Genomic DNA, 14,157 nt, shown 5'->3' on the forward strand with positions numbered 1-14,157 from the left:
TGTTTATACACCAAGTAATTCTTTTAGTTCATCTGTAGATAGTTCTGTCATCCAACTATCGCTTGTAATGACGGCGTTGTTTAATGATTGTTTTCTTTCTAACATTTCATCGATTTTCTCTTCAAGTGTCCCCGTTGTAATCAGTTTATGAACGTGAACGAAGCGCTTTTGACCAATGCGATATGCACGGTCTGTTGCTTGGTTTTCTACCGCTGGATTCCACCAACGATCGTAGTGAATGACATGGTTGGCAGCTGTTAAGTTTAATCCTGTACCACCTGCTTTTAACGATAAAATGAAGATGTCATACGTTCCGTTTTGGAACTGTTCGATCATTTTGTCACGTTCTTTCTTCGGTACACTACCGTTTAAGAAGAGGACGCGCTGACCGAAATGTTCTTCTAACACATCTTTTAGCATGTTCCCCATACCGATGTATTGCGTGAAGATTAAACAACTTTCATTTTGATCTTTTATATTTTCAATGAGTTCCATGAGCGTGCTCGTTTTCATGGAACGCTCGATGATGTCTTTCGGTTCTGTTTCTTTTAAATAAAGAGCGGGATGATTACAAATTTGTTTAAGTTTGTTCAGCATGAGTAATATAAATCCGCGTCGTTCAATTCCGCTTAATCCTTCTACATTTTGCAACGTATCTTGAACAAGTTGTTCATATAAGGAAGCTTGTTCACCAGTTAGTGGACAGTAAGCTTTCTGTTCTTGTTTATCTGGTAAGTTTAATGCGACTGTTTGATCTTTCTTCGTACGACGCAGTAAAAACGGTGAGATAAAACGTTGAACTTGTTGGATTTTTCCTTCGTCACGGTCCTTTTCAATTGGTGAGACGAAGCGGCGCTGGAATTGTCCTAAGCTGCCAAGATATCCATGATTAATGAAGTCGAAAATAGACCAAAGCTCGGCAAGGCGGTTTTCCATCGGTGTCCCAGTTAATGCGATTTTGTGATTTGCTTGTAAGTTTCGTACTGCTTTAGACTGTTTCGTATGTGGGTTTTTAATATTTTGTGCTTCATCCAAAATAACAGCATCCCAGCATAACGTACTAAGTTCTTCCTCATCAAGCTGAGCTAATGCATAAGATGTTAATACAACATCTGCTGATTGAAGGAAATCTTTAAAGGGTTCCCCTTTAGCTCGGTTACTTCCATAATGTAACTGAACACGTAAATTCGGTGCGAAACGCTCAAATTCTTTTTGCCAATTTCCAAGAACAGATGTCGGAGCCACGATTAAAGCAGGACCTGTTTGGAGATTGTTTTCTTTTATATATAGTAAGTAAGTGATCGTTTGAATACTCTTTCCAAGTCCCATGTCGTCAGCTAACAATGCGCCGAATCCAAGCTTTCTTAAATATAATAACCACTCAATGCCATGTTGTTGATACGGACGGAGTGTGGCGTTTAGTGATGAAGGGACATCTACTTTCGGAATATCTCCAATGTGCAATAGTTTTTGGAATAAGTCTTCATAATATCCATCTAGTTCAATTTCAATATCTGTAAACGGACTATCCTCTTCTACAATTTCTGTTTCAGCCGTGTTTGATAAATGTTGCTGCAGGACATCTTTCATTTCAAGTCCATACTTATCAGCACGATTCATGAGCTTTCGTACTTCTTCAATAAAGGCTGGATCTAGTCGCATCCATTGACCATTTATATTGAATAACCGCTTGTTTTGTTCAACGAGTTCAAAAAATTCGCTTTCTGATAAATCAATGCCGTTCGTTGAAATGCGCCAGTCAAAATTAACGAGTGTATTCATGCCGAAGAAAGATTGCGTTTGTGTAGCATTTTGCTTCAGTTGCACACGTAATTTTGGTTTTGTCGCTTTTAAATTTTGCCACCACGATGGTAATAAGATTGTAATACCTGCGGCGAGTAATTCGTTACTTGCTTCTGTTAAGAAGTTCCACGCTTCTGTTTCAAAGAGTTCACTTCGGAATGTATCACCATCTTTTAGCCACGGTACGAGCTTACTGAAGCTTTCTTGTGTTTCCAGAATACGTTCTTCATAATCGTGCCATCGTTTTGGTAAAGAATCGATACTCTCATATACATATATGCGATGTGCCCCGCGCTTTGGCGTAACAATTGTTTCAAGCTTCCACATTTCAAATTCTTCTTGCGGCTCTTGTAGTCGTAGTCCGATTGTAAAGGGAAGGTCATCTTCAATGTAACCAATTTTTCGAAGCCAATCTTCTTCATGTAGTGCTGCGTCTAATTGTCTTTTCGTAAAGTCGTAATGTTCATAAAGTCTCTTTGCATCTTCCCATCCGTCATTTGAACGGTTATCTTGTAATATGCTTTCATTTACTGCAGCCGAGAAAAGAGATGCCAATGTTTCATCTTCGATTGGAGTATTTTGAACTTTCCAAGATGGTTGTTTAGGCCAACGCTCCATATCAGGTACGAAGCTACCGCTTGTGAAGGCATCCCACAATTCGTTCGCATCTTCCGTAAGTGCTGTAATAGGGCCGTTCATTTGAATACGGGCAAAGGAGTTCATCGGTTTATTCGCGATGTATTCAAATGCTTGTGCGTTTGTTAGCATAACACCTTGTCTTCCTTCAAAGGTTGCTTCTTTTAGAAACGTGCCGTAGAAGGAAGTGGAGTGCCATGTAAATGCATTTCGTTTCCAACTTGTTACGGATAATGGAGTACCGCTATCATCTTCTCCCCAAAGGAACCAACCGTGACTAACGTGCTGGAGCCTAATTGTTACTTCAGTTTGATTGATCATCGATTAATTTTCCTTTCCGTAATTCCTCTTGTAGTGCACGCAGACGTGAATGTAAGTTTGCGATGTGAATAATGAAAGCATCCCATTCATCGGTACGCTTTAATCGTTTATATAATGTACGTAATTTCTTTAAGTAACGAACTGCACGTCTATATGATTTGCGATTTCGCTCTTCAATAGCTTCGGTAGCAGCAAGATGATAAAGAGGAAGTGCTGCTTCTGGTGCTTCCTTTTCAATATCTTTCAGCGGCTCTTTCAAAAGTTCAATCGCTTCAAATCCATGTAAGAGCTGAAGTTCTGCCCATGTTCGATACTGTTTTTTCGCCAGTACGTATTGCTCATAGTTTGCGAAACTATATGGTAATAGCTCTTGCAAAATCATTTCGAATCCAGCTTGTTCATTTGTATGGGTTGCATACGTTTCATACATGATGACGAATAAGCGAACGATATCTTTTATGAAAATTGTATTTTCGTGCTCATGTATCGTTTTCTTCACTTGTTTATACGTAAAGGAAAGCCAGTTTTTCGCACGATCCCATTTCATTGCATGTAATAACTCTTCTAACCAATAGAAGTAAAGACTTACAACAGAAGCAGGTTGTTTCTTTAGTAAGTCCATCGCTAATCGATCTTCATCATTTAAAAAGAGTAGATGAGAAGATGCTAATGCTTTGGAAAGTGGATTCATTTTCGTATCAATTCGTTTTTCCTCTTCTTGTAGTTGCTCGTTATTGTGTAACAGTTCACTCCATATGTGACGATAAATAAAGAACCTCTCTTGCGTATAGGCATCGGTGGAGAAAAATACTTCGTGAACGAGACGAGCTGTTTCTTGCAGAATTGATTTAGACTCTGAAGGAATCGATTCTGATTGTAAGTCCCGAACGATGGATTCCACTTTATCTACAAATAGGCGAACGACATTAACAGGCTGGTGATAAGAATACGTTTTATTTGCCTCAAATTCCTGAATTTCTTCTAATAATTTTTGAAAGCAATAAAGCGCTGCATGTAGCCTGAACAATTCATGTATCACAATGATACGCGGAGCTTTCCGCTCGAGTTTCGTATAGAAGTCCGTAAAAATACTCATAAGAAAATACATTTGTTTATAAGTAAGCCGAGCTTGTTCTTTTTTAAATGATTCATATTCGTTATCAAAATATGATTGCCAACTTTTATAATCCGTTTCTTCAAAAGCTGATGATTGCAATACTTGTCTTGCAGTTCGAATAGGAGGAAGAGAAGGTTTCGTATTATTTTTGAATAAAGTTAATACATCTCCTACTTGCCCGAAACTAGATGCTGCCGATAGTAACACAGCGAGCATATGCTCACACTGCGTTGGTGCGAAGCAATCGCAATAGCTTTCAGCGACGTTACGAATCGGGATATGGACGCTATATACGCTGCCTTCAGCATCTACAGTTCCTGATAGCGTATAGCCATCAAAGTCAACGTTGTAGACAACACCACTACGATATAGGTGCCGAGCTGTAGCGACATGTTCCTGGTCAGCTGTTTGCTGTGGATCTAGTCCTTGAACGAACTCATTCGCAATCATCATAATTTCATCTTTCGTAATTGAGTGTTGCAGCATAATATTCCTCCGTACACATATTTCTTTCCTTTACCATTATAAACAAAAAATGCTCAAAACAGAAAAAATGAAATTTAGATTACATTACTTGAAAATCATGGTAATATATAAAATGTTAATTTTATATATTACTATATATTTATAGGAGGGTAATTAGTTTGTCAGATTTACAGACGAAGTTAGGCAGTGGAATGAATAAGTTACAAGAAGGAATTGAGCAAGGGAAGATGAAGCTGCAAGTTGCACAAGAGATTGCCCAATTGAAAAAGGGAATGCAAGTGCAAATGCAGAAAAAGGCAGAAGTTCTATTAGAAGTTGGACAACAAGTATATGTTCAATTAAGAGGAAACGGAGTAAATGAAGAAAGTTTGAAAGAAATGATTGCTCCAGTTCAAGAATTTGATGTAGCTATTTATCAAGCGAGAAAACGCATTGTTGAATTGCAAAAACAACAAGGCGAGAAAGCTACATGTGAATGCGGTGGGCCTTTATCGATGAATGATAAGTTTTGTGGTTCATGCGGAAATCCTAACCCAATGTTAGCGGTAGAAAATGACGGTGAAACGGCAAATTGTATTTCATGCGATGAGCATATCGATAAAAACTCTACTTACTGTCCGGTTTGTGGAATTAAGCAAAGTGGGGAGTGAATAAGATGTATTGTCGCACGTGCGGAAAGCAACATGGTGAAGAAGTAAATTATTGCCCTAATGAAGGAAGTATGGAGATTGCAGGAGCTATAGATGTAGTAACGTTAGAACAAGATACTGCAAAATACTGCAAAGGTTGTGGCAGTGAAAATGCTCAGCAAAATTTATATTGTCAAAAGTGTGGGCATTCTTTATTTATTGTGAAGAAAAAAGAACAATCTATTAAATTGCCTGCAATAGACGGTACTCCTGAAGTTAAATTTACAGCAGATAAAGCCGTTTTAAAAACAGGTTTCATTGGTGGAGCTGTTGCAAGTATTCTCATGTTAATTGCAGGATGGATTGGTAGTGTATTATTTGCGTCTATATTAAGTGAGATGTTGAGTAAATTTGCGAAAGAGTTAGAAATGTTGCCGAGCTTTTATGCAAGCGCAACTGCTACGTTGTTAAATTATCATTTACTTGGTTTTACAGCTAGTGATGATAGTGGATTGATATTATCTTTATCTTGGCATACTCCATTTACATTATTATTAATCATTCCATTTATTATTTTCGCTGGAACAGGAATATGGTTAGGAAAACAGCATGTTGCAAAAACGATTAAAGATCAAATTTTTGTAGCGGCAACAGTTGGTATTATTTACGGTGTCTTTTTATTCATTATAAGCTTTATAGCATCACAATCTGTTACAATCCCGTTCTCGGATGCAGGTAAGATTACAGTCGGATATTCAGCAATTAAGAGCTTCTTAAGTGGTTTTGTATGCGGGACGTTATTTACTTTAGTAGGATTTATTGCTCATACAAGTAAAAACAATATGGCAGCAGCATTTCAAGAGTTAATGCCATATGGAGCGTCTGTTTATTACGGTGTTTCAGCTATGATAAAAGGACTTTTAGTAACAGCAGTAGCGGTTTGTATTATGGCGTTGGTAAGTAAGGAAGACGGTATTGAACCATTAAAAGAAATAACAACCTTAAAATCTGAAAGTACATTATTAGCATTAGAGTTAACACCTCAATTATGGAGTATGGCTCATTTTGCTCCGTTAGAAGTAACAAGTCCAGCACTGAGTAAGGAATTTACTGGAGTTGGTAAGAAATCAAAATCATCTGAGAGTACATTATCGTTTTCATTTATATCAGGCGTCTCTGTAAATGGCGTAGAGGTTAGAGATGTAATGATTTCAAAAGGAGCAAGTCAGGAAAGCCTTGCTGAATTTGATGAAGTGAATAACGTATTCAATTATGGTTTATTACTGCTTATTATTCCATTGTTCCTTATGTTTAGAGCGGGAAGAAAGTTATCTGAATTACCGACTGCCAATATATATATTACATTAGCAGTATGCAGTGGTTCTTACACAATTATGATGATTGCAATAAACATCCTTTCTAAGTTCCAAATTGATGTATCTGGAAATGTAATGAATTTATTTGGAGCGGGCGGTACTGTATTATCTATGCAAAATTCATTTGTATATTTAACTATGTTTAGTTTTATTGTGACATATGTGGCGGCATTTGCTGGAATGAAATTAGCTAAAAAATAGGGGGAGAGCATGTTGAAGTTTTGTGGAACATGTAAAAAAAACGTTGCAGGCCATTTGAACTTTTGTCCTGAATGTGGAAGCAAAGTTGAAGTAATTGTTGATAACACTGCTGCTTCAGACACAGAAGTACAAAATGAGATAAAACCAGCGAAAAGTAAGAAAAATGTATTTTTAATCATCGGTTTCCTCATTATTGCGGCTGTATTATTTGGAGCATATAAATTTGGAGCATATAAGTTTTCAAAAGAAAAGCAAGTGAATGTAATGATTGAAGCATTCCAAAAGAAAGACATTACGGCAATTGATGAAATTGTGAAAGCAGATGATCCAAGCTTAAAGATTAAGACGGAAGATATTAAGGCGTACATGCGTTATTTAAAAGAGAACCCTTCGTACAACAAAGAATTAATTTCGTATTTACAGAAAGAGACAGTGAATCAAAAATTAACAACAGATAAAGCATCATTTAAAGATGGTCAAATTATAGAAGACGGGAAAGAATGGTTCTTATATCCGAAATATAAATTTAACATGAAATCTTATTACATGAATGTAAGCACAACTGCGAAAAGTGCTGAAATATATGTGAATGATAAGAAAGAGACAGAGCTATCAAGTGATAAAACTTCAAAAGAAGTTGGTCCATATTTCCCTGGGTCTTACGTTGTAAAGGCAAAAGCGAAGACGGAACTAACTGAGTTAGAAACAGAAAAAGAAGTGGATTTGGCAGATGAAAAAGAGGCGAAAGTGGATGTTACATTATCATTAGAAGGAAATTATGTAACCCTTTCTTCTGATGAAAATGATGCAACTGTATTTGTGAATGGAAAAAAACGTGGAAAATTAAGCTATGGAAGTTATAAGCTTGGTCCTGTATCCACAGATGAAACAGTAGAAGTACATTTAGAGAAAACTACTGATTTTGGTGTGATGAAATCTGAAAGTGTTAAAATTGGAGACCAAAGCACGTATTACTTAAAATTCCCAAAAGAAACATCAAGTTCGGCTGTTGGTGACTTTGTACGAAATCATATTTATGATAATGTACGTGCGATTTCATTAAATGATTTTAGCTTAATTGAAAATAATTATGATAAGAGCGGGAAATCGTATAAGGAAGACCGTGATTATATACAGTATTTACACAAAAAAGGAATTACAGAAGATTTATTAACAATGGAAATTCGTAATGTAGAGCGTCAAAGTGCTACGAAATATAAAGTAACGACATATGAAGAGTATCATATTCGTTACGGTGATGGCTCTGTGAAGTTCAAAAGCTTTAATAATGATCATATCGTTACTGTGAATGGAAATGGAAAGATATTGTACCATTCTCTTGGAGCGAATAATACGTTGAAATCAGAGGAAGTATCTGGTCCAACTCATTAATGCAAAAGACTATCTCATGATTGAGATAGTCTTTTTTCGATTAGAAGCGCGTTTCCTTTAATATCGCTTGTACATACGGATCATGTAATATTTGCTCTATAATTGGTAACATGTTTTGTTCGAATGGAATGTCGATAGGGAATGGCTTTTGTGAGCCAGGTTTGATTCCATATTGGACAAATTTGTAATGTGTATTATCTTCAGACTTGAGCACAATTAATTTATATCGATTGTCGTCGTCAGCAAGTGAGAAATCAATGGAAGTAGCGTCGTATGTTACTTCATCTTTATATATATACGGTTTTGGTGTACCGATCCAGTCTACTTTTGCTTGTACATTCATGGACGTAACCTCCTTATATGTATTATAAAAAAATAAAAGCCAGCTCTCAACAAAGAGAACTGGCTTCAGCAGTCATTGGTTATTTTAAAATTTTCACTTTAACAGTTTTGCGTCCCCATTTTTGAGCAGCGCTATCTGATCCAAGTAGGATGTCGATACGGTTACCTTTAATTGCACCGCCAGTATCTCCAGCGATAGCTTCTCCGTAACCTTCTACCCATACTTTAGATCCTAATGGGATTACTTTCGGGTCAACAGCGATCATTTTCATGTTTGGGTTCGCTGTTAAGTCATGACCCATTGCAGTTAATACACGGCCGCCATATGTGCCACCGTTTTCGCTCGGATGAGCTGTATATGCTGTAGCTACAACTGTTAACTCACGACCACCAGAAGGTGTGTTAGTTTCAGCAGCCTTTACAGCAGGCTTAGCAGCTTGTTTTGCTTGAGCTGCAGGTGCTTGAGCTGGTGCTTGCGCTTTAGCAGGAGCAGGTTGTTCTTGTTTCTCAATAACAGGTGCTGTACCTGTTAAGAAAGGAACGTGAACATAAGCTGTTTTTCCGTTATATTCGAATTGTAACCACTCATTTTGTACTTGGTTCGTTGTTTCGATCATATCATCTTTCTTAAGCGTCCCAAGAATTTCTGAGTTTGTGTTCGCTTCAGCACGTACGTTTAATACGTTAGCTGTTACGTAGTAGATGCTTTTAGTGAACTCTGCACTTACGAATGCGTCTTTACCATCTAAAGTGATTTTTGACCATCCGTTCTCTGTATTTTGAACATCTATTTTATTACCGTTTAGTAATTTACCGACAACTTTTGATTCCGTAGTAGGGTTTTCGCGTACATTTAGTACGTCTGTTGTTACAACAGTTTCTGCATTAGCAGATGATGTGAAAATCCCAAGACCAAAAACTGCTGCTGTTGCTATACCAATTAATTTTTTCATGATAGCCTCCATTGCGTTTGTTTTCGTGTCCTCATTATAGCAACAGATTTTTTCGGATTTGGGGAAAACACACAATTACAAACCATTCGTAATAAGTCGTTAACATCCTGTAATATAACAAAAAATATAGGAAAGCGTTTTTCATTCTATATGTTTAGTAGGTTTCTACTTATATTCAAAATATTTAATACAACATATTGTTTTCGGCGTAAATAAAAATATTACAAGAGTGTTACATGATGTTTACTAAACGATTACATTCCTTGAGTATTTTACCGTTTTATGGGTAATATAGTTATATAAACATAAACATTTCGTTTGTGAAACTATAAACACGTGCTATATACTAGCAAAAAAACCGCATAATTGTTACAAAAAGAAAGGGTTGCAAGGAAGGAAAATGCCCTTTTTTAAATCTGTAACACATCCTTTTTTGGGAAAATACATTCCCATCCGCATTTTTCTCGCACAATTTGACAGCAGTATTTCGATCTTATAGCTCTTGCAGAGTGAAAAGGTTATACGGAAGGTAAGGCTGTCCATCAGAATTCTAGTTGGTGAAGGTGAAAGTAAGAAAATCACCGCAAAATTATAGTTTTCTATCCGATTTTACATATCGGAATTAATGTTATTTATAAAAGTAAAACCTACGAAGGGGGATTTGATGAGGAAACTGACAAAAACATTCATCGTTTCATTAACATTATGTATTGCATTTACAATTTGGGGGATTATTCCCGAATCTATTATTGGAAAAGGTAGCTTAGGAAATGTAACAACCGCAATTCAAACTGCATTAGTTAGTAAGTTTGGATGGTTTTATATTATTTCTGTTTCTATTATTTTAGGTGTGTCTATCTTTTTAATTGTTTCAAAATACGGTTCTATTCGTTTAGGGAAAGATGATGACGAACCTGATTATAGTTATATGACATGGTTTGCCATGTTATTTAGTGCTGGTATGGGTATCGGCTTAGTGTTCTGGGGCGTTGCCGAACCATTAAACCATTTATACGCGCCTCCGTTTGGAGAAGGTGCAACTGAGGAAAGTGCGCGTCTTGCACTGCGTTTTTCATTTTTCCATTGGGGATTACATCCGTGGGGACTATATGCATTTGTAGCGCTTTGTATTGCTTACTTTACTTTTAGAAAAGGAAAAGCAAGTACAATTAGTGCGACAGTAGGACCGTTATTTAAGGGCGGGGACCATGGGCGTATTGCTCATTTATTTGATGTGTTAGCTGTTTTTGCCACTGTGTTTGGCGTGGCAACATCATTAGGTCTTGGCGCAAAACAAATAGCCGGTGGTGTTAGTTATTTAACATCTATCCCGAACTCATTAACGACTCAGTTAGTTATTATTGCAATCGTAACAGTGTTATTTATGTTATCTGCGCAAACAGGTCTTGATAAAGGAATTAAATATTTAAGTAATACAAACATTATTTTTGCGTTTGCACTTATGATTATTGTATTGTTTGCAGGTCCAACAAACTTTATTATGAATTACTTCACTTCGACAATCGGTTCTTATATTCAGGAATTGCCAAGTATGAGTTTCCGATTAAGTCCATTAGATGAAGGCGGAAATCAATGGATTCAATCATGGACAATTTTCTATTGGGCATGGTGGATTGCATGGTCACCATTCGTAGGTACATTTATTGCTCGTGTTTCACGAGGGCGTACCATTCGTGAATTTGTTATCGGTGTGTTACTCGTACCGACAATAATTGGTGCTCTTTGGTTCTCAGTTTTCGGCGGGACTGGTATTCATATGGAACTGTTTGGTGATGCACATATCTTTGAAAAAATTAAAGAGATGGGAACAGAAGTAGGATTATTCGCTATGTTTGATCAGATGGGAAGCTTTGGATCAGCGTTATCTGTTCTAGCTATCCTTCTTATTTCTACATTCTTTATTACATCTGCAGATTCAGCGACATTCGTTTTAGGGATGTTAACGACACATGGTAGTTTAAATCCACCAAATCGCATTAAAATGATCTGGGGTATCGTTTTAGCTGCTCTAGCTTCTATCTTATTATATGTAGGTGGATTAGAAGCCTTACAAACGGCAGCTATCATTGCAGCATTCCCATTCGTCTTCGTTATTTTCTTTATGATGGCAGCATTATTTAAAGAGTTACAAAAAGAAGGGCGTATGAAGCGTCATAAATAATAGAAGGAAAAAGAGTTGATTATGTATCAGCTCTTTTTTTTATCCCGTTTTAATGGACAGTAAGACCCCCACTGATTAAAGTTTCACTTTATATAGAAGGAACTTTAACTGCAAGTAAGGGAAATAAAATACTTTACTATATTAGTAGTATGCCTTTTATACCGATAAAAATCGATTCGTTTCGACAATGTTCGATATCTTGCAGATTCTATTCATATTTTTGACAAAAAATTGTCGGAAATGTGTTGTCACGTTTATATATATGTGCTATATTATTTCCTGTAAGCGATTTCAAATAGTTTTAAAGCGCATTCAAGGGGGACATCTAGAATAATGAAACGTTACGAAAGAAAGTGGAAGCATATTTGTTTGAAACGTGTGGCACATCGTAGTGTCCAAGAAAGCACGGAACCTAAGACTGAAACGCGCAAAGAGCAGCAAGAGAAGCAATTGGTTCTACAAAAATAGCAATCACTTTTTCGTATATAAATGAAGGTCGATCGTTCGTTGGGGGATGGACGTGAAATTACTTTCAGCTAAGGGGTATTGTCTGATATATAATTTATACGGCAAAAAATAAGCACAGAGCATACGGCGCTCTGTGCTTATTTTTATTTGTCTTTTTTGAATCGAACAGTTTTATCCCAGCCAATGACTTGTTTCTTACTCTTTGCACGTAAGTATAAAATTAAGCTACGAATGAATAAGTACGTAAAGAGCTGTGCGTACGTAAAGTACATGATAACACTAATAAAAATATTAGTTGGTGTAAAGGTTCGTTCCACACTCTGGGCACTAAATAATTGAGAAACATATGTAACATATGCGACATACCACATAAATAGTAGTGGGATGCTATATTGAATTTGGAATATCCCGAGTAACCCAATTACAAACCAAACGTTCGAAATGATTAAGAATAACCAAAATACAACATACACTAAAACTTGTTGTAAAGAATGGACGAGCAGTTTTCCTTTAAAGAAACTTAATGAAGAAAACATTTTTTCTAAAATGTACAAGTTCCCTTGAAGCCAACGTGTACGCTGCTTAATAAGAATTTTTAAATGCTCAGGTTCTTGTTCCCATGTAATTGACTCTGGAACGATTGGCAGGAGATAGCCTTTTTGTGTAATTCGTAATGTTAATTCAGCGTCTTCTGCAATTGCATAAGGGTCATAGCCGCCAAGCTCTTCTAATGCAGCGCGACGAAGAAGCATGTTTGTTCCTGTTAGTGAACCTGTTTGGAATAGTAACCAGCGTCCGGATTGCATAAGGAGCTGGAAGATTTGAAATTCTAACGAAATCATTCGTGTTAGCCAGTTTCTTTTTTCATTTACAGTACGAACATGCCCAACAGCTCCAACAGCATCCTCGGTTGTTTCAGCGTGTTCTACAAGCATTCGCAGTGCGTGTGGTTCAGGCTGGTTATCTGCATCATAAACACAGAAGTATTCACCATCTGAAATACTAAGGCCATAGTTTAATACACGTGATTTTCCTTTTGGTTCACCAGGTGGAACGCGAATGTGACGAATATGAGCATAAGCTTTGTCAAAATCGTCACCAATTTCAGGTGTCTCATCTTGCGAGTTATCGTTTAATAAATAAACAGTTAGTTTGCCTGGATATTCAATCTTTGCCATCGCCTCTAAAGTATCCTTAATCACGACGCCTTCATTGTGAGCTGGTATTAAAATATCGACGCTTGGGTAATGTTCTAGCGTACGATCTTTTTGTTTCCTACTTCGGTGAACTAAACCTGCGAGTGTTAAGAAAGAATAGTAAACGAGTAAGCCAGAGAATAGAAAGGCTGTAAAAATAAGTACATACTTAATTGAAAATGTGATGCTGATCCAAAAAACGAGTACGCAAAATAGAAGGAATAAAAGAAGTATAACGAGTGTCATCATAATAACTTCGGTCCTTTTGTAGCGATTTGTTCTCGTTTCATCTTAATATCTTGAATGGCCTCATCTGCAAGCCATTTTTCCATTTTAGGCTGTAGACGGTTCATTACAATATCGGCACCAGCTTCATTTGTATTTTGTAATAAAATGACTAATGTGTTTTTATCATACTCAGCAACAAGGTCAAAGTCAGCTCTTACCGTTTCAACTAATAATGAAGCTACACGGTCCATAACACTTTCCTTTGTATATTTACTAAAGGAAGTGAAGTCAAAATAAATCATAACGCCTGTTTCATTACGACGATTCATTGCATTGATTAATAATGCTTGTCGTCTCTCGAATTCTTGTCTTGTTAATAATTTCGATTCTCCAATGTATTGTTCTAACGTTCTCACACGTTCGGTTAATTCTTTATTTTCATGAATAACCTTCTTTAATAGATGAGTGGAGATATATACAATGAAGAAATTTGCTGCCATTAGGAAGTGAGTAATAATGTATTCCCATTGTTCTGATGTACTCCATAAGTAAAGCCATGCTTGGTAGAACAGGTAGAATACCGAAGTAATGGTTCCTAATATGAAGAAAACAAATGCAGTTTTATCAGGCAAAAATAGAAATAGTACATTAACAATTACATATATAATTGTAAAAATGAGAGCATGCTCATATTGCGTTACATGTACAGTTGTAAAATAAAATAAAATTTGTAAAATCCACATAGAGAGGACTTTATAGAAGTTATCTTTCACAAAACTTTCCTCCTTAAAGATAATTCATACAAGGATACTTGTAGTATGCACAAT

10 protein-coding genes are annotated in these 14,157 nt (G+C 36.6%); 4 read left to right on the forward strand and 6 right to left on the reverse strand.

The window, feature by feature from the left end; translation table 11 throughout:
• Positions 1-3 precede the first annotated feature (3 nt).
• Together MR083_RS14585 and MR083_RS14590 are read right to left on the reverse strand one after the other, a co-directional pair.
• Complete coding sequence (locus tag MR083_RS14585) at positions 4-2,760, reverse strand: DEAD/DEAH box helicase (protein WP_242269496.1); 2,757 nt, start codon at positions 2,758-2,760, stop codon at positions 4-6.
• Positions 2,744-4,363 (reverse strand): SWIM zinc finger family protein, encoded by a 1,620-nt coding sequence (locus tag MR083_RS14590; RefSeq protein WP_016718959.1) that lies wholly within the window; start codon positions 4,361-4,363, stop codon positions 2,744-2,746. Before MR083_RS14590 ends, MR083_RS14585 begins: the two co-directional genes overlap by 17 nt.
• A 158-nt stretch (positions 4,364-4,521) precedes the next feature.
• Here MR083_RS14590 and MR083_RS14595 point away from each other — a divergent pair, with 158 nt between their 5' ends.
• The 3 genes from MR083_RS14595 to MR083_RS14605 are packed head-to-tail and all read left to right on the forward strand — an operon-like array spanning position 4,522 to position 7,961.
• Positions 4,522-5,013: a zinc ribbon domain-containing protein gene (locus MR083_RS14595; protein ID WP_033692244.1), complete on the forward strand. Its 492-nt coding sequence runs from the start codon at positions 4,522-4,524 to the stop codon at positions 5,011-5,013.
• Positions 5,014-5,018: 5 nt separating this feature from the next.
• On the forward strand, positions 5,019-6,569 hold the full coding sequence (locus MR083_RS14600; RefSeq protein ID WP_242269497.1) for a zinc ribbon domain-containing protein: 1,551 nt from the start codon (positions 5,019-5,021) through the stop codon (positions 6,567-6,569).
• A gap of 12 nt (positions 6,570-6,581) precedes the next feature.
• Entirely contained in the window at positions 6,582-7,961 is a 1,380-nt protein-coding gene (locus tag MR083_RS14605) for a zinc ribbon domain-containing protein (RefSeq protein ID WP_029141234.1), read from the forward strand.
• Positions 7,962-8,001: 40 nt separating this feature from the next.
• On the opposite strand, the gene MR083_RS14610 is transcribed toward MR083_RS14605, so the two are convergent.
• Together MR083_RS14610 and MR083_RS14615 are read right to left on the reverse strand one after the other, a co-directional pair.
• Positions 8,002-8,304 carry a DUF3910 family protein gene (locus MR083_RS14610; protein WP_016718955.1) on the reverse strand — a complete coding sequence of 101 codons (303 nt, stop codon included), beginning with the start codon at positions 8,302-8,304 and terminating at the stop codon, positions 8,002-8,004.
• Between the two features lie 79 nt (positions 8,305-8,383).
• Positions 8,384-9,256 carry a cell wall-binding protein EntA gene (locus MR083_RS14615; protein WP_000733321.1) on the reverse strand — a complete coding sequence of 291 codons (873 nt, stop codon included), beginning with the start codon at positions 9,254-9,256 and terminating at the stop codon, positions 8,384-8,386.
• A gap of 664 nt (positions 9,257-9,920) precedes the next feature.
• On the opposite strand from MR083_RS14615, the gene opuD reads away from it, so the two are divergent.
• Positions 9,921-11,438, forward strand: a complete 1,518-nt coding sequence (gene opuD, locus MR083_RS14620) for a glycine betaine transporter OpuD (protein WP_001229108.1) — start codon at positions 9,921-9,923, stop codon at positions 11,436-11,438.
• Between the two features lie 611 nt (positions 11,439-12,049).
• Here opuD and MR083_RS14625 read toward each other — a convergent pair.
• Positions 12,050-13,351, reverse strand: coding sequence for a glycosyltransferase family 2 protein (locus MR083_RS14625; RefSeq protein WP_000988770.1), 1,302 nt, complete (start codon positions 13,349-13,351; stop codon positions 12,050-12,052).
• Positions 13,348-14,103 carry a diguanylate cyclase domain-containing protein gene (locus tag MR083_RS14630; protein ID WP_061184224.1) on the reverse strand — a complete coding sequence of 252 codons (756 nt, stop codon included), beginning with the start codon at positions 14,101-14,103 and terminating at the stop codon, positions 13,348-13,350. The genes MR083_RS14625 and MR083_RS14630 overlap by 4 nt, the downstream gene beginning before the upstream one ends.
• Between the last annotated feature and the right edge of the window lie 54 nt (positions 14,104-14,157).

Origin of the sequence: Bacillus cereus group sp. BfR-BA-01408, assembly GCF_022663305.1 — a bacterium.
GTDB classification, from domain to species: Bacteria; Bacillota; Bacilli; order Bacillales; family Bacillaceae_G; genus Bacillus_A; species Bacillus_A pacificus.